Genomic DNA, 18,457 nt, shown 5'->3' on the forward strand with positions numbered 1-18,457 from the left:
GATGGGGAGCAGCGGCGCCGTGACCACCGTGCTGCTGACCGCACACGGCAGCGCGGATCCCCGCGCTGCCGACAACACCCGCGCAGTCGCCGGCCAGCTGCGCCGGATTGCCCCCGAACTCGACGTGCGGGAGGCGTTTTGCGAGCACAACACGCCCAACCTGCGCGACGTGCTGCCGGTGGTGTCTGGTGACGTCGTGGTGGCTCCCCTGCTGCTGGCCAGTGCCTACCACGCGCGCACCGACATCCCCGGTGTGATCGCCGAGACCGGCGCCACCGTGCGGCAAGCCGAGGTGCTCGGCGAGGACGAGCGTCTGTTGAGCGTGTTGCGGGAGCGCCTGGCCCGCTGGGGGGTGTCCCGGTTCGACGCCGATCTCGGCGTGCTGGTGGCCGCGGTGGGCTCCTCGGACCCTGCCGCCAACGCCCGCACTGCCGGCCTGGCCGCTCCGCTGGCGCACGGAACCCGCTGGGCGGGAGTCGAGGTCGGCTTCGCCAGCGGAACGGCGCCCACGCTGGCCGCGGCCGCTGAACGGCTGCGCGCTCACGGTGCCACCCAGTTGGTGATCGCCCCCTGGTTCCTGGCCCACGGCCGGATCACCGACCGGGTCGCCGGCTACGCCCGCCGTCTGGGCGTCCCGATGGCCGAACCGCTGGGCGCACATCGGTTGGTCGCCGCGACGGTGCTGGACCGCGTCGAGGCCGCACTGGCCCGTGGCCGGCTCGCGGCCTGAGCGCCGGTAGTTCGAATCGGCCTGAGAAAAAACCTTTCGACAGTCGATCAGCGCAGGTCAGCTCGATTTCCCAGGGGATTTCAAGCGATCCGGCACCCGGCTGCCAAGGTCCGTCTCTGGTTAACATTAATCAAAATTCCCGTGTCATCGGACCAGTGCCGTTGACCGCAGCAGGAGAACAGCGAACATGCCCAGCAGCGACCAGCTCGACCCGCGTTACGCGGCAGCCGGCGACGTGCTGGGCGCCGCTGGGCGATGTTTCAGCTCCACTCGGCGCTGACCTAGCTGCACCGATCCGCCCACCGTTCTGGTGGCCGGGCATCACTCTTGATCGGCGAGCGGTCGCTGTCGGCGAATCACGTTTCGCGGCAGGCGCTTAGGTCAGTTGGATTCATGCCACGCCCCCGACCGATCGGCCGGGATCAGAAAGGATATTCATGCCGGATTTCGGATCGTTACCACCGGAGATCAACTCGGCCCGGATGTACGCGGGCCCGGGTTCAGCACCGATGATGGCGGCCGCGGCGGCCTGGGACGCGCTGGCGAGCCAATTGGATTCAGCCGCACGCGGATACACCGCAGTGATCTCCAACCTGTACGGCGAAGACTGGCTGGGCAACGCATCCGACACGATGGTGGCGGCCGTCGCACCGTATTTGGCGTGGACGACCACCACCGGGGCGACCGCCGAGGAAGCCGCTAATCGGGCACGTACCGCGGCAGCGGCCTACGAGCAGGCTTTCGCTGCCACCGTTCCGCCGCCGTTGGTGGCGGCCAACCGGGTCCAGTTGGCGAATCTGGTTGCCAGCGACTTCCTCGGTCAGAACACGGCGGCGATCGCGAGCACCGAGGCCGCCTACGACGAGATGTGGGCGCAGGACGCCGCCGCCATGTACGGCTACGCCGCGTCTTCGGCGGCCGCGACACGGCTGACGCCGTTCAGCGATCCGACCCAGACCACGAATCCGGCCGGGCAGTCCGCCCAGAGCGCCGCGGTCGCTCAAGCCCTCGCCTCCTCTGGCGCCCAACAAGCACAGAACACGGTGTCCCAGACGATGGCCGCTGTGCCGCAACAGCTTCAGTCCCTGTCCACGGGGGCCTCGCAGACGGCTGCGACGACGGCGGCGGACCCCTGGACCAGCCTGCTCAGCAGCTTCAGCGCATTCAACACGTTGATGGGACCGGTCAGCCTCGAGGCGGCGTTCAGCCGTACCTACACCTCGGCGGCCAGCATGTTCTACGCGGCCAAGCGCGACATCGAAACGCACAGTGCCGCTCCCAAGGCGTCGTCGCCCGAAGCCGCCGGCCCGCTGAAGTCTGCCGAACCGGCACCGACGGCCACCCGCCCACCGGTGGCCGCGAACATGGGCGGGTCCGCACCGGTCGGCAGATTGTCCGTCCCGCAGAGTTGGGCGCCGCCGGCTGCGCCGGGGCTGCTGGGCAACGAGCCGCTGTGGGTACCGGAATCCAATCTCGGAGCCACCGCTGCCGCTGAGGCCGCCGGAAATCCGGGCATGCTCGGCGCGGCACCGGCAGCCGGCATGGGCGCCGTCGCCGGCGCGGCGGGGCGTTCGTCGGTCAGCAGCGTGCTGCGGGTGGGACCTCGCAAGTTCAGCATGCCTCGTCCCGCCTTCGGCGGATAGCCGGGTGATTCTGCGGAGGTATGGTCGTGCTTGATTTCGGGGCACTACCGCCCGAGATCAACTCGGGTCGAATGTATTCCGGTCCCGGATCCGGACCGATGATGGCCGCGGCGGCGTCCTGGAGTCAGCTGGCCGCCGAGTTGAGCACCGCGGCAGCCGGTTACGCATCGGTTACCGCTGAACTGACCGAGATCTGGCGCGGCCCGTCGGCGACCACCATGACAACCGCCGCCGCACCGTATGTCGCGTGGTTGAACGAGACCGCCGCGCAGGCCGAGCAGACCGCCGCCCAGTCGCTGGCCGCCGCGGCGGCCTATGAGGCGGCGTTCGCCGCGACCGTGCCGCCGCCGGTCATCGAGGCCAACCGGATGCTGTTGATGTCGCTGGTGGCGACGAACTTCTTGGGTCAGAACACGCCCGCGATCGCCGCTGCCGAGGCGGCCTACGCCGAGATGTGGGCGCAAGACGCCACCGCAATGTATGGCTATGCCGCCGGGGCTTCCGTGGCCGCCACACTGACGCCGTTCAACCAGCCGCCACAGACCACCAATCCGGCCGGGCAGTCAGCCCAGGGCAGTTCGGTGGCCCAGGCCGTCGGCACCTCCGCCGCCCAGCAGGCCCAGACCGCCGTGCAGCTGACATCGGCGGCGCCATTGCAATCCAGTGCCCCGGCCGGTGCGACCAATACCGCCGCGGCGGGCACATCCGCAGATGCCTTCTCCGGCTTCATCACCTTCATGTCGCAGGTCAACACCATCCTCGGGCCGTTGGACCCGGGGATTCGGGTGCCCTATGCGGTGTTCCAGTGGATGAACCTCGGCTATTCGATGAAAAGCGATCTGGAGTCGAGCGCCTCTGCCGCTGCGGCCGGCCAGACACCCCGACTCGTCGACGCCGCGCCTCAGGCCCTCGGATCGGCCGGGGTGCGCGGGCCGGCGGTGGTCAGCAGCGAGCGGGCGCTGTCCGTCGGCGGGTTGTCGGTTCCCAACAGCTGGCCCGCGGCTACGCCCAGTACCGCCGCTGAACCGTTGCCGGTCAAGGCAAACAACTTCCGAGCCCTTCCGCTCTGGGCGGCCGAAGACGTCGCCATCGCCAACGAACACGTGCCGCCGGCCGTCGGCCCGATGCGGGGTGTGACACCGCCGCCGCTGCGCAAGCAGGTACTGCGGATGCGGGACAACCGGTTCACGATGCCCCGCCCCGCGGTCGGCGGGTAACGGCCGAGACCACAACGCGCGACTCGGAATCTGGCGACGCGACGCGCCGTCGCGCCGTCGTCAGATTCAGTCTCGCGGGGCGGTCAGACCGCGGCGATTCCAACCTGAGCAGGAGCCAGTTCCTCCTCCTGCAACTGCGGAACGCGGGTGGCCCGGACATACACCGTGTCACCCTCGACCAGCGAAAGCGCCTCGGCGTCACCACGGGTGATCTGCGCGGTGAACGCCCCGCCGGTGGCGGCGTTCGTCAATTCGACCCGTACCTCAAAGCCGAGCACCACCACCCGGTCGACGGTGGCACGCAACACTCCGGTGGATACCGCCGTACCGTCGTTTGCGGCGATCGCCATGTCAGGGGTGCGGCCGACCCGAATGTCGTGCGGCCGGACGAGTGCGCCGTTCAGCGCGGAAACCGCCCCCAGGAACGACATCACGAAGGCATTCGCCGGCGCGTCGTAGACGTCTGTCGGGGAACCGACTTGCTCAATCCTGCCCCTGTTGAGCACCGCGATCCGGTCGGCCACGTCCAGCGCCTCGGACTGGTCGTGGGTGACCAGCACCGTGGTGACATGCACCTCGTCGTGCAGCCGACGCAGCCAGGTGCGCAGATCATCGCGGACCTTGGCGTCCAGCGCGCCGAACGGCTCATCGAGCAGCAGCACCTGCGGATCGACGGCGAGCGCGCGGGCCAGCGCCATGCGCTGGCGCTGACCACCCGACAGCTGGTTTGGGTAACGCCCCTGAAATCCGCTGAGCCCCACCACCTCTAGCAGGTTGTCAACCTTTTCGGCGATCTCGGCCTTGGGCCGGTGCCGGATCTTCAACCCGAAGGCCACGTTGTCGCGCACCGTCATGTGCTTGAACGCGGCGTAGTGCTGGAACACGAAGCCGATTCCACGTCGCTGCGGCGGCACCCCGGTGACGTCGTGACCGTTGATGGTGATAGTCCCGGTGTCGGGGTGGTCGAGTCCGGCGATCGCGCGCAGCAAGGTCGATTTGCCCGAACCGCTCGGACCCAGCAACGCGGTCAGCGACCCGGACGGCACCACGAAGTCGACGTTGTCCAGCGCCACGAAATCGCCGTACCGCTTGTTGGCGCCTTTCACGGTGATCGCGTTGGTCATGAGGACACCTCCTTGTTGCCCGCGCGGCGAGCGTCCAGCAGCACCTGGACGATCAGAACCAGCACGGAAACGGTCATGAGCAAGGTGGACAGCGCATATGCACCGTATTCGTTGCCGCGGTTGTAGCGGTCGGAAACCAGCAGCGTCAGCGTCTGCGATGTTCCCGGCAGATTCGACGACACCATCAGCACCGCGCCGTACTCGCCGAGCGTGCGCGCCACGGTCAGCACGACACCGTAGGTCAGACCCCACCGGATGGACGGCAGCGTGATCCGCCAGAACGTCTGCCACCAGCTCGCGCCCAGCGTCGCCGCCGCCTGCTCCTGATCGATACCCAACTCGTGCAGTACCGGTTCGACTTCGCGGATCACGAACGGCAGCGTGACGAACAACGTGGCCAACACGATGCCCGGCAGCCCGAAGATGATCTTGATGCCGATGTTGTTCTCGATGAAGCCCAGGGCGCCGCCCGAGCCCCACAGCACGATCAGCGCCACACCGACGATCACCGGTGAGACGGCGAACGGCAGGTCGATGACGGACTGCAGAATGCCTTTGCCGCGGAATCTGCTGCGCGCCAGCACCAGCGCGGTGGGGATCCCGAAGATCAGGTTCAGCGGCACCACGATCGCGACCAGCAGCAGCGTCAGGTCCAGCGCTGAAATGGCCGCCGGGGTGGAGATGTAGGCGAAGAACTGGCCGAATCCGGGTTCGAAGGTGCGCCAGAGGATCAGCGCCACCGGCACCACCAGCAGCACCGCGATGTAGCCCAGGGCCAGGAACCGGATGAGGTAGCGGACCCGCGGTGAGGGGGTCATGCGGACTGCTCCTGACGTTTCGCTGCCCGCGAGCCCACCAGGCGTAGAACGAGCAGGACGATGAACGACATCGACAGCAGCACAATCGATATCGCGGCCGCACCGGTCCGGTCGTCGTTCTCGATCAGGGTTCGGATCCACTGGGACGACACCTCGGTCTTGCCGGGCACCGCACCGCCGATGAGTACCACCGACCCGAACTCGCCGATGGCACGCGAGAACGCCAGCCCCGCCCCGGTCAGCAGCGCCGGTGTCAGGGACGGCAGCACGATCGTGCTGAAGATGGTGGCACCGCCGGCGCCCAGTGATGCGGCGGCCTCCTCAGCCTCCCGGTCGATTTCGAGCAGCACAGGTTGAACGGCCCGGACCACGAACGGCAACGTGACGAAGGCCAGCGCCACGCCGACACCCCATCCGGTGTGCTGCAGATGCAGGCCGACCGGGCTGTGCGGGCCGTACAGCGCCAGCATGACCAGGCTGGCGACGATGGTCGGCAACGCGAACGGAAGATCGATGATGGCGTCGATAAGCCGCTTCGCCGGGAACTCGTCACGCACTAGCACCCAGGCGATCAGCAGCCCGAAAATCAGGTTGAGCACGGTGACACCCGCCGACAGGGTCAACGTCACCCGGAACGAATCCAGGGCGGCATTCGATGTCACCGCCAGCCAAAACGCCTCCCAGCCACCGCCGACAGCCTGCCAGCCGATCGCCGCCAGCGGCAGCAGCACGATCACCGACAGCCACACCGTCGCCGTACCGACGCGCAGCCGGGTACTGCCCAACTGCCGGCTCAACAACTTCGCCGACGTCATCCGGTGGCCTGCGTGTAGATCTTGGTGATGGAGCCGCCACGCTTGTCGAACAGTTTGGGATCCACGGTCGCCCAACCACCCAGGTCGGCGATGGTCCACAGTTTCTCCGGCATCGGGAACTGCGCCCGGAAATCGGCGGCGACCGCAGGGTCGACCGGCCGGAATCCGGCCTGAGCCCACAATTTCTGCGCGGGGGCGGTGTACTGGAAATTCTTGAACGCGTTGGCCACGTCGAGATGGCGGCTGGAGGTCACCACCGCCACCGGATTCTCGATCTTGAAGGTCTGCGACGGGTTGACGTGCTGCACCGCTTTACCCTGCCGCTCGATGGCGATCGCCTCGTTCTCGTAGCTGATCAGCACGTCGCCGCTGCCCTGGATGAACACGTCGGTGGCCTCCCGTCCGGACCCCGGCCGCAGTTTGACGTGCTGACCGACCAGCTTGCCGACGAAGTCCAAACCATCCTGCGGATGCTTTCCGCCTTCGCTTTTGGCCGCGTAGGGCGCCAGCAGATTCCATTTGGCCGATCCGGAGCTCAGCGGGCTGGGGCTGATCACTTCGACACCGGGCCTGAGCAGGTCATCCCAATCGCGAATCTGCTTCGGGTTGCCTTTGCGCACCACCAGGGTTACCACCGACCCGAACGGCACGCCCTTGGTGGCGTCCTTGTTCCAGTCCGGTGAAACCTTGCCCGCCTGCACTAATCGGGTGATGTCGGGTTCGACCGAGAAGTTGACGATATCGGCCGGCTTACCGGCGGCCACCCCGCGCGACTGGTCCCCCGATGCGCCGTAGGAGGTGACCACCTCGACGTCCTTGCCCTCGTCGGAGTCGGTGAACGCGGGAATCACTGCGCTCCAGCCTGGTTCGGGGGCCGAGTAGGCGACCAGCGTCACGCTGGTGTGTGCGCCGCTGCTCCCGTTGCCGCCCACGACGTCGCTGGGACCGCCACCGCATGCCGCGAGCACTGTCGCGGTAAGCACCAGCGCGGCGGTGCTACGGGCGTTGAGCATCGGTGACCTTTCACAAAGTTGGGCGAGAATCAGGCCGCGATGAGAAAGGGATCAAGCGTCACGAACTCCCTGGACGCCACATCGCGGACGGGATGCCGGTCAGCGACAACAGTGCACATCGGACACAGCGCAATTTCCCACGGCAATGAGCGCCAAGATGTGGCACTCGGTCTTGCCGGACGCTGCGTACATGCCGGGAAGCCTAACAGAATCTCGCGTCGTCACCCGGCGTGCGTCAGCACCCAGGTGGCGATCACCAACAGGATCAGGACCACCAGTACCAACGTGACCCGCGATCGGGGCAGCCCGGGCCCGGTCCCTCCGCCTGTGCGCCGAGCGCTCATCGCAGCGGCACTTCGTTGGCGTCGGCGTGCGGCCGGGTGCGCGATATCAGCCGGATACCGCTGCCCAGCATGGTGTCCAACAGCACCGCCGCAGCGTAGGCGATCACCAGCACAACGGGCATCACCAGGAACGTTTGCACGACGAAGCCGAGCCCGGACAGCCACAGTTCGACGCCATCCCACCAGCTCAGGAACCGGTCCATTTCGCCCACCTTAGCGGCGATCGCAAGCGCGGCGCAGCCGGGCGCAGCGGGTCGCCGCCATCAAGCCAGCGGCGATCGCAAGCGCGGCGCAGCCGGGCGCAGCGGGGCCGCCGCCATCAAGCCAGCGGCGATCGCACGCGCGGCGCAGCCGGGCGCAGCGGTCGCCGCCATCAACGCCAGCGGCCAGTCTGACGAAAACCAACCCAATCGGTAGACGACGGGCGGGTCGGCAGAGATGATGGCCGCATGGTCCTGCACGCCGAGCCTGCCGACGACAATGCCGACAATGCCGAGGACGCCGAGGATGCTGCCAACGCCGACGCCGCCGTCGACGGCCATTCCGCCCAGCAGTTCCCCGGGGCGCCGCTGATCGGCGCCAACCCGGTGCCCTTCACCTCGAGCGGAGCGCTGCGCAACCCCTTCCCGCCCATCGCCGACTACGCGTTCTTGTCCGACTGCGAGACGACGTGCCTGATCTCGGCAGCCGGGTCGGTGGAATGGCTGTGCGTCCCGCGGCCGGACTCGCCGAGCGTTTTCGGCGCGGTTCTGGACCGCAGCGCCGGCCACTTCCGGCTGGGCCCCTACGGCGTCTCGGTGCCTTCGGCCCGTCGCTACCTGCCCGGCAGCCTGATCCTGGAAACCACGTGGCAGACCCACACCGGCTGGCTGATCGTGCGCGATGCGCTGGTGATGGGGCCCTGGCATGACATCGACACCCGCTCCCGCACCCACCGCCGCACCCCGATGGACTGGGACGCCGAGCACATCCTGCTGCGCAGCGTGCGCTGCGTGAGCGGCACTGTCGAGTTGGTGATGAGCTGCGAACCGGCCTTCGACTACCACCGGACCGGCACCGAATGGGAGTACTCGGCCAACGGCTACAGCGAAGCCGTCGCGCGGGCCACCAAGAGCCCCGACACCCAGCCGACACTGCGGCTGACCACCAACCTGCGCCTGGGCCTGGAGGGCCGGGAGGCCCGCGCCCGCACCCGCCTCAAAGAGGGCGACAACGTGTTCGTCGCGCTGAGCTGGTCGCGGCACCCGGCGCCGCAGACCTACCAGGAGGCCACCGACAAGCTGTGGAACACGACCGAGTTCTGGCGTCAGTGGATCAACATCGGGAACTTCCCCGACCACCCGTGGCGGGCCTACCTGCAGCGCAGCGCGCTGACGCTGAAGGGCCTGACGTACTCGCCGACCGGCGCCCTGTTGGCCGCCAGCACCACCTCGCTGCCCGAGACGCCGCAAGGCGAACGCAACTGGGACTACCGGTACTCCTGGGTGCGAGATTCGGCGTTCACGCTGTGGGGCCTGTACACGCTGGGGCTCGACCGCGAGGCCGACGACTTCTTCTCGTTCATCGCCGACGTGTCGGGGGCCAACAACGGGGAACGCCATCAACTGCAGGTGATGTACGGCGTCGGCGGCGAACGCAGTCTGGTCGAGGAGGAACTGAACCATCTGTCCGGATACGACCATTCCCGTCCGGTGCGCATCGGCAACGGCGCCTACAACCAGACCCAGCACGACATCTGGGGCACCATGCTGGACTCGGTGTATCTGCATGCCCGGTCGCGCGAGCAGGTGCCGGAAACGCTGTGGCCGGTGCTCAAGCAACAGGTCGAGCAGGCCGTCAAGCACTGGCGTCAGCCCGACCGCGGCATCTGGGAGGTGCGCGGCGAACCACAGCACTTCACCTCCAGCAAGATCATGTGCTGGGTGGCGCTGGACCGGGGCGCCAAACTCGCTGAGCGGCAAGGTGAGCGAAGCTACGCCCAGCAGTGGCGGGCCATCGCCGACGAGATCAAGGCCGACATCCTCGAGCACGGCGTGGATTCTCGCGGGGTGTTCACCCAGCGTTACGGCAGCGACGCTTTGGATGCCTCGCTGCTGCTGGCCGTGCTGACCCGGTTCCTGCCGCCCGATGACCCGCACGTGCGCGCGACGGTGCTGGCGATCGCCGACGAGCTCACCGAGGACGGCCTGGTGCTGCGCTACCGCACCGAGGAGACCGACGACGGGTTATCCGGTGAGGAAGGCGCTTTCACGATCTGCTCGTTCTGGCTGGTGTCGGCGCTGGTGGAGATCGGCGAGGTCAGCCGCGCCAAGCATCTGTGCGAACGGCTGCTGTCCTTCGCCAGCCCGTTGCACCTTTACGCCGAGGAGATCGAGCCCCGCACCGGGCGGCATCTGGGCAATTTCCCGCAGGCGTTCACCCACCTGGCGCTGATCAACGCGGTGGTGCACGTCATCCGCGCCGAGGAGGAAGCCGAAAGCACCGGTACCTTCCAGCCGGCCAACGCGCCGATGTAGTTCGGCGGCCGTCGCCGACTGTAGGGTTTTATCCGCGACACGCCGCCCCGGGCGGATCAATCCGCACGCTCGGCGGCCGCTACTTCTTGGGCTTGTCCGCCGCGGCGTCGGTGGACAGCGCCGCGACGAAGGCCTCCTGCGGCACGTCGACGCGCCCGATGGTCTTCATCCGCTTCTTGCCTTCCTTCTGCTTCTCCAGCAGTTTGCGCTTACGGGTGATGTCACCGCCGTAGCACTTGGACAGCACGTCCTTGCGGATGGCACGGATGTTCTCGCGGGCAATGATTTTCGAGCCGATGGCGGCCTGCACCGGAACCTCGAACTGCTGGCGGGGAATGAGTTCCTTGAGCTTGGTGGTCATCTTGTTGCCGTAGGCCGACGCGCCGTCCTTGTGCACGATCGCGCTGAACGCATCCACCGCCTCGCCCTGCAGCAGGATGTCCACCTTGACCAGGTCAGCCTCCTGCTCGCCGGCCTCCTCGTAGTCCAGGCTGGCGTAGCCGCGGGTGCGGGATTTCAGCGAGTCGAAGAAGTCGAAGATGATCTCGCCCAACGGCATGGTGTAGCGCAGCTCGACGCGCTCCGGCGACAGGTAGTCCATGCCGCCGAGTTCGCCGCGCCGCGACTGGCACAGCTCCATGATGGTGCCGACGAATTCGCTGGGCGCGATGATCGTGGTCTTCACAACCGGCTCGTAGACGGTGCGGATCTTGCCTTCCGGCCAGTCCGACGGATTGGTGACGACGATCTCGGTGTCGTCCTCGCGAATCACCCGGTAGACCACGTTGGGTGAGGTGGAGATCAGGTCCAGGTCGAATTCGCGCTCCAGGCGCTCGCGGGTGATCTCCATGTGCAGCAGGCCCAGGAAGCCGCAGCGGAAGCCGAAGCCCAGCGCCACCGAGGTTTCCGGCTCGTAGGTCAGGGCCGCGTCGTTGAGCTGCAACTTGTCCAGCGCGTCACGCAGGTTCGGGTAATCCGACCCGTCCACCGGGTACAGCCCGGAGTACACCATCGGCTTGGGTTCGCGGTAGCCGGTGAGCGCGTCGGTGGCGCCCTTGCGGGCGGTGGTGACCGTGTCGCCGACCTTGGATTGGCGGACGTCCTTGACGCCGGTGATCAGGTAGCCGACTTCGCCGACGCCCAGGCCCGCGGCGGGTTTGGGTTCCGGGGACACGATGCCGACTTCCAGCAGTTCGTGGGTGGCCCCGGTGGACATCATCGCGATCTTCTCGCGGGGGGTGATCTTGCCGTCGACGACGCGGACGTAGGTGACCACGCCGCGGTAGATGTCGTAGACCGAGTCGAAGATCATCGCGCGGGTGGGTGCGTCGGCGTCCCCGGTGGGCGCCGGCACCTGCTTGACGACTTCGTCGAGCAGTTCGGCCACACCCTCGCCGGTCTTGCCGGACACCTTGAGCACATCTTCGGGTTCGCAGCCGATGATGTGGGCCAGCTCGGCGGCGTAGCGCTCCGGGTCGGCGGCGGGCAGGTCGATCTTGTTGAGCACCGGGATGATGGTCAGGTCACGGTCCAGCGCCAGGTACAGATTCGCCAGGGTCTGGGCCTCGATGCCCTGAGCGGCGTCGACCAGCAGGATGGCGCCCTCGCAGGCCTCCAAGGCGCGGGACACCTCGTAGGTGAAGTCGACGTGGCCGGGGGTGTCGATCAGGTGCAGGACGTAGTTCTCGTCGTTTGCCGTCCACGGCAGGCGCACGTTCTGCGCCTTGATGGTGATGCCGCGTTCCCGCTCGATGTCCATCCGGTCCAGGTACTGGGCACGCATCGACCGTTCGTCGACGACGCCGGTGAGCTGCAGCATCCGGTCCGCCAGCGTGGACTTGCCGTGATCGATGTGGGCGATGATGCAGAAGTTCCGAATCTGCGCCGGCGCGGTGAAGGTTTGGTCGGCGAAACTGCTGATGGGAATCTCCTGGTGAACGGGTGGTGCGGGCCTACTGCCTAGTCAGGGTAGCGAGGCGACGCCCGCAAAACGAAACCCCCGGAGTGATCCTCCGGGGGCGTCGTTTCGAAGTGAGGGCTAGATGTCTAGCGACGGGATGTCGAAGTAGCCCAGGATATCGTTGAAGCCGTTCATGTAGAAGTTGCCGGCGTCCGCCCAGAAGCTGTCGCCGCCCAGCGCATCCACGATCGAGGCGTTTCCGCCGAACAGATAGTCGCTGTAGGCGGTCGGGTCGATCTGGTCGCCGTTGTTCAGCAGCCCGTAGAGCAGCACGTTGTTGCCGTCGGTGAACTGCGTCAGCGCGCCGTTGAACAGGCTGAAGGAACCCGGGAGCGAGCCCATCTCGTCCGTCCAGTTCACGCCGTACAGCAGCTGGCCAAACGCCTCGTTGTCCAGCAAGTTCGCCTGGGTAATGGTGTCGAACGGGTATGCCTCGTCGCCCTTGACGATGTCGGTGGGGTCAACACCGGTAAGCGCGGCCTGGTTCTCGAACATCGAGTTCATCGACGCGATCTCGCTGGCGAGAATCTGGCCCCAGTCAACGCCGGTGCTGGCGGAGTCCGCGGACGCCAGCGGCGCCAACGCCAGGGCCGCCCCGGCCGCGAATGCGCCCACCACGCCGATTTTGCGAATGTCCATGTAATTGCCTTTCACGATGTCCGCCGGCGGTTGTCTGTGTACCGCCTGGTAGGTCCCCCCCGGCATCGCCGCCAGTAACCTGAACAAACCCTAACAATGAGCCGTGTTTGCAGCAAGTTGGCTGCTTACAGGTGGGTAAGTGCGGCGATCGTGCTGACGTCAGTGCTCCTCGGCGCCGCCGGCCCCGCGGCATGCCCACACGCGAAAACCCCCGACCGGTCACGTCGGGGGCTTCGTTTCCGAGGGACGACTAGGCCGGGATGAAGATCCCGAGGTACCCGAGCAGATCGCCCCAGCTTACTTGCAGGAACTCGTCCATGGCTCCCATGGCGGTGCCCGTGCCCAACGCGGCGTTGATGACGCTCTCGGACCCGAAAAGTTCATCGGCCGGAATCAACTGGCCGCCGCTCAGCAGGGAGTACAGCATGACGTTATACGCGTCGTCGAACTCGGTCAGGGCGCCGTTGAACAGACTGTAGGAACCCGGGTCTGAGGCCAAGCCGGCGACGGTGGGGTTGACTCCGTAGATCAGAAAGTCGAACAGGGTGGTGCCGTCGCCCTGGACGCTATGCACGTCTCCAGGCGTGATCACATCCCACGGATTCGCACTGTCGAAGATGCCGGTGCCCTTGGTGACGTCCCCGCTGACGCCGGCAAGGAAGGTGTCGAACTCGAACATGGAGTTCATCGAAGCGATCTCGCTGTCGAGGGTGCTGGTGATGTCGACCGCCGGCGCCGCGGCCGCCAGCGGCGCGAGTGCCAGGGCTGCGCCAGCGCCAAAACTTCCGAGCACAGCAATTTTTTTGAAGTTCATTATCAGGCCTTTCCCCGAAGTCCGGCGGCCGATTACGTACCGCCGCAGGTCCCCCAAGCAACGCTGCTCTAAACCTAATGAGAGGCTAACAACCATTTATGCCCCTAACAAGAGGTTTGGTTAAATCAATTTAGGTAAGCAATGTAAGTAATTTGACTTATCTGCACCCACGTTATTAACAGCAAGTAGATCGGTTATTAATTAGGGCATTTAATTGAAGGATCAATCCCGGCCGGCAAGGCCGCAGCACGAATCCACCGCCCCCGGAATCCGGGCCACGCGACGATGCCGTGACACCCGCCTATGCTTCGAACTATGCCTTCCGCGCGGAAGACCCCATGGAAAGCGGTCCAGCAGTTCGCCGAGAACCTGGTCTTCAACGAAGGTCCGCGGCTCATCCGCCAGCTGCAACAGGCGCCCGCGGTCCAGCAGGGCATCCAGCGCGGCCTGCAGCACGGCATCAGGATCGGGGTCGAAGCAATCGTCAGCGGGATATTCGAGCCACCCACTGCCGTCCCCGGGGGTCGACCGGTGACCAGCAACGGCGTCCCCACCGCGCAGCGGGCGCGCAAGGTGCAATACGCGCCCGACCTGGACGGCCGTGCCGATCCCGGTGAGGTGGTGTGGACGTGGGTGGTCTACGAGGACGATCCCACCCGCGGCAAGGACCGCCCGGTGTTGGTCGTCGGACGTGACCGCCAGACGCTGCTCGGGTTGATGCTGTCCAGCCAGAGCCGCCATCAGAGTGATCCCAGCTGGGTGGGGATTGGCGCCGGGCCGTGGGACTACGACGGCCGACCCAGTTGGGTGCGCCTGGACCGGGTGCTCGACGTGCCCGAGGAGGGCATCCGGCGGGAGGGCGCCGTCCTGGACCGCCCGGTGTTCGATCTGATCGCCGCCCGGCTGCGCGCCGAATACTCCTGGGGCTGAGGCGAGTGTCAGGGTGATGCACGCTTTCGGCGTTGGAGCGTGACATAAGTCGACGCTCGACGCTGGGAATCAGCCCTGGGTGATGTAGGACTGCAGCTGCTCGTGCTCGGCCTGGAGCTCTTCGATCCGTGATTTGACGACGTCGCCGATGCTGACGATCCCGGCCAGCCGCCCGTCGTCGAGCACCGGCACATGCCGGATCCGGTGCTCGGTCATCAAGACGCTGACGTCGTCGGCGGAATCGGCCTTGGTGCAGGTGGCGACCACCGTGCTCATGATCGCCGACACCGGCCGCGCCAGCATGCTGGCGCCGTGCGCGTGCAACTCGCGCACCACGTCACGCTCGGACACCACACCCTCGAGGCCATCGGGTCCGACCACCACCATGGCGCCGATGTTGTGTTCGGTGAGTCCGGCGAGCAGTTCCCGGACGGTGGCGTCCGGGTCGATGGTCACCACCGCGGCACCCTTGTTCCGCAGCACGTCCGCAATTCGCATCCAGGCCTCCGGTCTGTGATCCGGTTCACACCAGGCTACGCCAACTCGTCGTCCGCGGAAGCCGGTCCGGCCGAATGCTCAAGTAGTCCAGGGCCGTAACGCGACGGCGATGGCCCGGTTCAGCCGGTCCCGCAGCGCGTCGACGTCGGCGCCGACCTCCGCCGCGCTACGGTCGCCCACCAACACCTGCAGTGCACCGCTGATGGCGCCGATGAATGCCCCCACCAGCGCCGCGGATTCGACGTCGTCGAGGTCGTCGGGGAAGGCGTCGCGCAGCCGTCGCGCGATCTGGCCCGCGGCATCCTGTTGCACTTGCAGCGCCCGGCCCCGTACGGCGGGCACCGTGCGGATCAGCTGCAATCGCAGCGAGGCCGTCGGCCCGATCAGGTCGTCATGGGTCAGGCTGACCTCCCGCAGCGCGCGCAGCAGGACGCCGGTCGGCGTCTCTCCCGGGCCGCGCTCGTCGATCGCGGCCAGCGCCGCCTGCACCCGCGCGCCGCCGTCGACGAACAGCACCTCCTCCTTGCTGGCGAAGTAGGAAAAGAAGGTGCGTGGGCTGACGTCGGCGGCGGCCGCGATATCGGCGATCGTCGTCTGCTCATAGCCGTCGCGCAGGAACAGCTCGGCCGCGGCGTCGGCGAGTGCCTGGCGGGTCCGGGCCCGTTTGCGATCACGCAGCGACGGCATGACACCTCCCTAATTGCAGTCATTGCAATTTTACACTGACTGCACGTACGGTGGTGGTATGCGAAGCGCATTGGTGTCCGGTGGCGGTATCGCGGGTGCGACGACGGCGTATTGGCTGGCGCGGCGCGGCTTCGAGGTGACCGTGGTGGAGCGCGCCGCGGGCGCGCGGTCCAGCGGAAGCCCGGTCGACGTGCGCGGTGAGGCGGTCGGGGTTGCCGAGCGAATGGGCATCTGGGGCACGCTGCGGGACTGCGCCACCGGCGTGCGGGACATGGTGCTGGTCAACGGCAACGGGCGCGTGGTCGGTCGGGTCGATATGACGGCGACATGGGCCGAACCGGCGGATGTCGAGCTGCCGCGGGCGGATCTGGCCCGGGCGCTCTGTGCTGCGGTCGGCGACGACGCCGCGTTTCGATTCGGCGACTGGATCACCGCACTTCACCGCGACGGCGACGGTGTGCGGACGACCTTGCACAGCGGCGAGCAGCGCCGGTTCGACCTGGTGGTGGGCGCCGACGGCACCCATTCGGCGGTGCGCGCGTTGGCGTTCGGTCCCGAGCGCGACTACGTACACCACCTGGGCATTTACGTCGCCACCATGCCGCTGGACGGCGAGACCGGTACCGAGTTGGTGATGTACAACACCCCGGGCCGGGCGGTGGCCATCCACCCCGCTCGGGGCCGGGCGATCGTGGCGTTCATGTTCCGCGCGCCCGCCGTCGCGCACTTCGACCATCGCGACACCGAGCAGCACAAGCGGTTGCTGCTGGACGCCTATGCCGGCGCCGCGTGGCGGGTCCCGGAGTTGCTGGACCGGGTCCGGCTGGCCGACGACCTCTATTTCGATTCGGTGAGCAGGGTGCGGGTACCTCGGTGGTCGCAGGGCCCGATCGGGCTGGTCGGCGACGCCGCGTCGTGCGTCTCACTGTTCGGCGACGGGTCGAGCCTGGCCATGGTGGGCGCATACACGCTGGCCGACGCCGTGGGAGGTGACATCGCGTCCGGGCTGCGCGACTACGAGACCCGGCACCGCCCGCAGCGAGACGCCAAGGAGAACGCCGTCAGCCTCGCCGCCGGGCTGCTCGTCCCGGCCACCCGAACCGGAATCCTGATCCGCGACGTCACCAGCCGGCTGTGGCCGATGGCCGCGGCCGCGACCCGGTGGGGCCGCCGGGCCTCGTAGCCGGCCGGCGATCTGCGCCAAGTGCGGGTGCGCTCCCCCGCCGACGCGATAGGAATGGGGTGTCCGGCCCCCGTGGATTGAGGAGACGTCGCCTCGATGATCGAAGTCACGCTGTTAGGCACCGGAAGTCCGATTCCCGACCCGAACCGGGCGGGACCGTCGACCCTGATCCGCACCGGCGGTCAGGTGTTCCTGGTGGACTGTGGGCGCGGGGTGCTGCAGCGGTTGGCGGCGGCCGGCGGGGCGGCGAACGGCCTGTCGGCGGTGTTGCTGACCCATCTGCACAGCGACCACATCGCTGATCTCGGGGACGTCATCATCAGCCGATGGGTCACCACGTTCACGCCGGACCCGACGCCGCTGCCGATCATCGGACCGCCCGGCACCGCGGAAGTGGTCGATGCGACGCTGAAGGCCTTCGGCCACGACATCGGCTACCGGATCGCCCATCACGATGACCTGACCGCGCCGCCGCCGGTGCGGGTGCGCGAGCACACCGACGGTTCGGTGTGGGATCGCGACGGTGTGCGGATCCGGGTGGCGCCGACCGATCACCGACCGGTGGCGCCGACCATCGCATTCCGCGTCGAACACCAGGCTGGCGCGGTGGTGCTGGCCGGGGACACCGTGCCCTGCGCCGGCCTCGACGATCTGTCGGCCGGAGCGGATGCCTTGGTGCACACCGTGATCCGCAAAGACCTGATCGAACTGCTACCGCAGCAACGGCTCCGGGATATCTGCGATTACCACTCGTCGGTGCAGCAGGCCGCCGCGACCGCCAGCCGCGCCGGGGTGGGCACGCTGATCCTGACCCACTATGTGCCCACCATCGCGCCCGGGCAGGAGGAGCAGTGGCGGTCATTGGCCGCCGAGGAGTTCGGCGGCACCATCGAATTGGGTGACGACCTGCACCGGGTGGTGATCGGGCCCGCCTAGGCGCCCGACGCCCCCCGGTCCGACAACAGGGCGCCGGCGACGATCAGCCACACCAGCCCGCCGAGATGCGCGACGGGCAGCAGCGGCGCGATCTCCGGCCACACCAACACCAGGGTGGCAGCTTCGGCGATCCCGGCGATGACCACGCCCGCACAGGCCAGCGCCCTGGGCAGCAGACCCCATGTCAGGCTGGCCACCGCCATCGCGGCCAGCAGCAGGCCGAGCGCCACGATGTGGCCGATTCCGCCGGTGAGGAACACCAGCAAGTACAGCGCGTGGACCACCGCGGCGTCTCCGGTGACCTCCGGACGCGACAGCACCCAGCTCAGCAACCCGGCCAAACCCAGCGAGGCGGCCGCCAGCAATCCGCCGCCGAGCGCGATCGCGGCGCCGGTCGCGCTCGCCCCGAGTTGGCGCATCCGGGAGCTGGCCGCCGCCGCGTACACCCCCAGCAGCACCGATGAGACGAATACGCCGACAGCGATGACCTGCACCGCGGTCCGTTGGCCATCGATGTAGTCCAGCACCGCCGACCCGCAGCGGTACGGCAGCGGCATGAGGCCGCCCAGAGCCACCCCGATGGCCAACGC

The 18,457-nt window shown here is 67.6% G+C and carries 20 protein-coding genes; 7 read left to right on the forward strand and 13 right to left on the reverse strand.

Annotated elements, in window-relative coordinates:
* Nucleotide 1: 1 nt before the first annotated feature.
* The 3 genes from AC5Y36_RS20100 to AC5Y36_RS20110 all read left to right on the forward strand — a co-directional run bounded on the left by AC5Y36_RS20100 (nt 2) and on the right by AC5Y36_RS20110 (nt 3,590).
* Entirely contained in the window at nt 2–730 is a 729-nt protein-coding gene (locus AC5Y36_RS20100; protein ID WP_500042713.1) for a sirohydrochlorin chelatase, read from the forward strand.
* Nucleotides 731–1,167: 437 nt separating this feature from the next.
* A complete protein-coding gene (locus AC5Y36_RS20105) occupies nt 1,168–2,373 on the forward strand; it encodes a PPE family protein (RefSeq protein WP_500042714.1) in 1,206 nt (401 codons plus the stop codon).
* A gap of 20 nt (nt 2,374–2,393) precedes the next feature.
* On the forward strand, nt 2,394–3,590 hold the full coding sequence (locus AC5Y36_RS20110) for a PPE family protein (RefSeq protein ID WP_500042715.1): 1,197 nt from the start codon (nt 2,394–2,396) through the stop codon (nt 3,588–3,590).
* 83 nt (nt 3,591–3,673) lie between these two features.
* On the opposite strand, the gene AC5Y36_RS20115 is transcribed toward AC5Y36_RS20110, so the two are convergent.
* From AC5Y36_RS20115 to AC5Y36_RS20145, 7 genes are all read right to left on the reverse strand, one after another.
* A complete protein-coding gene (locus AC5Y36_RS20115; RefSeq protein WP_500042716.1) occupies nt 3,674–4,714 on the reverse strand; it encodes a sulfate/molybdate ABC transporter ATP-binding protein in 1,041 nt (346 codons plus the stop codon).
* Entirely contained in the window at nt 4,711–5,532 is an 822-nt protein-coding gene (gene cysW / locus AC5Y36_RS20120; RefSeq protein ID WP_500042717.1) for a sulfate ABC transporter permease subunit CysW, read from the reverse strand. The genes AC5Y36_RS20115 and cysW overlap by 4 nt, the downstream gene beginning before the upstream one ends.
* On the reverse strand, nt 5,529–6,347 hold the full coding sequence (cysT, locus tag AC5Y36_RS20125) for a sulfate ABC transporter permease subunit CysT (RefSeq protein ID WP_500042718.1): 819 nt from the start codon (nt 6,345–6,347) through the stop codon (nt 5,529–5,531). Before cysT ends, cysW begins: the two co-directional genes overlap by 4 nt.
* Nucleotides 6,344–7,360 (reverse strand): sulfate ABC transporter substrate-binding protein, encoded by a 1,017-nt coding sequence (locus AC5Y36_RS20130; RefSeq protein ID WP_500042719.1) that lies wholly within the window; start codon nt 7,358–7,360, stop codon nt 6,344–6,346. The genes cysT and AC5Y36_RS20130 overlap by 4 nt, the downstream gene beginning before the upstream one ends.
* Before the next feature lie 99 nt (nt 7,361–7,459).
* Entirely contained in the window at nt 7,460–7,552 is a 93-nt protein-coding gene (locus tag AC5Y36_RS20135) for an Ms4533A family Cys-rich leader peptide (RefSeq protein ID WP_500042720.1), read from the reverse strand.
* Between the two features lie 29 nt (nt 7,553–7,581).
* Entirely contained in the window at nt 7,582–7,704 is a 123-nt protein-coding gene (locus AC5Y36_RS20140; protein ID WP_500042721.1) for a hypothetical protein, read from the reverse strand.
* Entirely contained in the window at nt 7,701–7,916 is a 216-nt protein-coding gene (locus AC5Y36_RS20145) for a hypothetical protein (protein WP_500042722.1), read from the reverse strand. Before AC5Y36_RS20145 ends, AC5Y36_RS20140 begins: the two co-directional genes overlap by 4 nt.
* Before the next feature lie 357 nt (nt 7,917–8,273).
* On the opposite strand from AC5Y36_RS20145, the gene AC5Y36_RS20150 reads away from it, so the two are divergent.
* Nucleotides 8,274–10,220, forward strand: a complete 1,947-nt coding sequence (locus tag AC5Y36_RS20150) for a glycoside hydrolase family 15 protein (RefSeq protein WP_500042754.1) — start codon at nt 8,274–8,276, stop codon at nt 10,218–10,220.
* Nucleotides 10,221–10,299: 79 nt separating this feature from the next.
* Here the strand turns inward: AC5Y36_RS20150 and lepA are convergent, their stop codons facing one another.
* From lepA to AC5Y36_RS20165, 3 genes are all read right to left on the reverse strand, one after another.
* On the reverse strand, nt 10,300–12,147 hold the full coding sequence (gene lepA, locus AC5Y36_RS20155; protein WP_500042755.1) for a translation elongation factor 4: 1,848 nt from the start codon (nt 12,145–12,147) through the stop codon (nt 10,300–10,302).
* A gap of 111 nt (nt 12,148–12,258) precedes the next feature.
* Nucleotides 12,259–12,819, reverse strand: a complete 561-nt coding sequence (locus AC5Y36_RS20160; RefSeq protein ID WP_500042723.1) for a hypothetical protein — start codon at nt 12,817–12,819, stop codon at nt 12,259–12,261.
* 250 nt (nt 12,820–13,069) lie between these two features.
* Entirely contained in the window at nt 13,070–13,690 is a 621-nt protein-coding gene (locus AC5Y36_RS20165; protein ID WP_500042724.1) for a hypothetical protein, read from the reverse strand.
* 258 nt (nt 13,691–13,948) lie between these two features.
* Between AC5Y36_RS20165 and AC5Y36_RS20170 the strand changes: the two genes are divergently transcribed.
* Nucleotides 13,949–14,563, forward strand: coding sequence for a type II toxin-antitoxin system PemK/MazF family toxin (locus tag AC5Y36_RS20170; protein WP_500042725.1), 615 nt, complete (start codon nt 13,949–13,951; stop codon nt 14,561–14,563).
* Between the two features lie 69 nt (nt 14,564–14,632).
* Here AC5Y36_RS20170 and AC5Y36_RS20175 read toward each other — a convergent pair whose 3' ends face one another.
* Entirely contained in the window at nt 14,633–15,061 is a 429-nt protein-coding gene (locus AC5Y36_RS20175; protein WP_500042726.1) for a CBS domain-containing protein, read from the reverse strand.
* 78 nt (nt 15,062–15,139) lie between these two features.
* Nucleotides 15,140–15,748, reverse strand: a complete 609-nt coding sequence (locus AC5Y36_RS20180) for a TetR/AcrR family transcriptional regulator (protein WP_500042727.1) — start codon at nt 15,746–15,748, stop codon at nt 15,140–15,142.
* Nucleotides 15,749–15,806: 58 nt separating this feature from the next.
* Between AC5Y36_RS20180 and AC5Y36_RS20185 the strand changes: the two genes are divergently transcribed.
* Nucleotides 15,807–16,931, forward strand: a complete 1,125-nt coding sequence (locus AC5Y36_RS20185; protein WP_500042728.1) for an FAD-dependent oxidoreductase — start codon at nt 15,807–15,809, stop codon at nt 16,929–16,931.
* A gap of 96 nt (nt 16,932–17,027) precedes the next feature.
* Entirely contained in the window at nt 17,028–17,867 is an 840-nt protein-coding gene (locus AC5Y36_RS20190) for a ribonuclease Z (RefSeq protein WP_500042729.1), read from the forward strand.
* On the opposite strand, the gene AC5Y36_RS20195 is transcribed toward AC5Y36_RS20190, so the two are convergent.
* The gene (locus AC5Y36_RS20195) at nt 17,864–18,436 is read right to left on the reverse strand and encodes a hypothetical protein (RefSeq protein ID WP_500042756.1); all 573 of its coding nucleotides are present in this window, start codon (nt 18,434–18,436) and stop codon (nt 17,864–17,866) included. The two genes, AC5Y36_RS20190 and AC5Y36_RS20195, sit on opposite strands and share 4 nt — an antisense overlap.
* Nucleotides 18,437–18,457 lie beyond the last annotated feature (21 nt).

The organism is Mycobacterium sp. NGS50 (assembly GCF_059812545.1).

Excerpts from the sequence above, each read along its gene's own strand:
- cysT (WP_500042718.1), bottom strand. The coding sequence starts at position 6,347 with ATGACGTCGGCGAAGTTGTTGAGCCGGCAGTTGGGCAGTACCCGGCTG.
- AC5Y36_RS20130 (WP_500042719.1), bottom strand. The coding sequence starts at position 7,360 with ATGCTCAACGCCCGTAGCACCGCCGCGCTGGTGCTTACCGCGACAGTG.
- AC5Y36_RS20160 (WP_500042723.1), bottom strand. The coding sequence starts at position 12,819 with ATGGACATTCGCAAAATCGGCGTGGTGGGCGCATTCGCGGCCGGGGCG.
- AC5Y36_RS20175 (WP_500042726.1), bottom strand. The coding sequence starts at position 15,061 with ATGCGAATTGCGGACGTGCTGCGGAACAAGGGTGCCGCGGTGGTGACC.
- AC5Y36_RS20105 (WP_500042714.1), top strand. The coding sequence starts at position 1,168 with ATGCCGGATTTCGGATCGTTACCACCGGAGATCAACTCGGCCCGGATG.
- AC5Y36_RS20100 (WP_500042713.1), top strand. The coding sequence starts at position 2 with ATGGGGAGCAGCGGCGCCGTGACCACCGTGCTGCTGACCGCACACGGC.
- AC5Y36_RS20190 (WP_500042729.1), top strand. The coding sequence starts at position 17,028 with ATGATCGAAGTCACGCTGTTAGGCACCGGAAGTCCGATTCCCGACCCG.
- AC5Y36_RS20115 (WP_500042716.1), bottom strand. The coding sequence starts at position 4,714 with ATGACCAACGCGATCACCGTGAAAGGCGCCAACAAGCGGTACGGCGAT.
- AC5Y36_RS20140 (WP_500042721.1), bottom strand. The coding sequence starts at position 7,704 with ATGAGCGCTCGGCGCACAGGCGGAGGGACCGGGCCCGGGCTGCCCCGA.
- AC5Y36_RS20170 (WP_500042725.1), top strand. The coding sequence starts at position 13,949 with ATGCCTTCCGCGCGGAAGACCCCATGGAAAGCGGTCCAGCAGTTCGCC.
- cysW (WP_500042717.1), bottom strand. The coding sequence starts at position 5,532 with ATGACCCCCTCACCGCGGGTCCGCTACCTCATCCGGTTCCTGGCCCTG.
- AC5Y36_RS20185 (WP_500042728.1), top strand. The coding sequence starts at position 15,807 with ATGCGAAGCGCATTGGTGTCCGGTGGCGGTATCGCGGGTGCGACGACG.
- AC5Y36_RS20180 (WP_500042727.1), bottom strand. The coding sequence starts at position 15,748 with ATGCCGTCGCTGCGTGATCGCAAACGGGCCCGGACCCGCCAGGCACTC.
- AC5Y36_RS20110 (WP_500042715.1), top strand. The coding sequence starts at position 2,394 with ATGGTCGTGCTTGATTTCGGGGCACTACCGCCCGAGATCAACTCGGGT.
- AC5Y36_RS20135 (WP_500042720.1), bottom strand. The coding sequence starts at position 7,552 with ATGTACGCAGCGTCCGGCAAGACCGAGTGCCACATCTTGGCGCTCATT.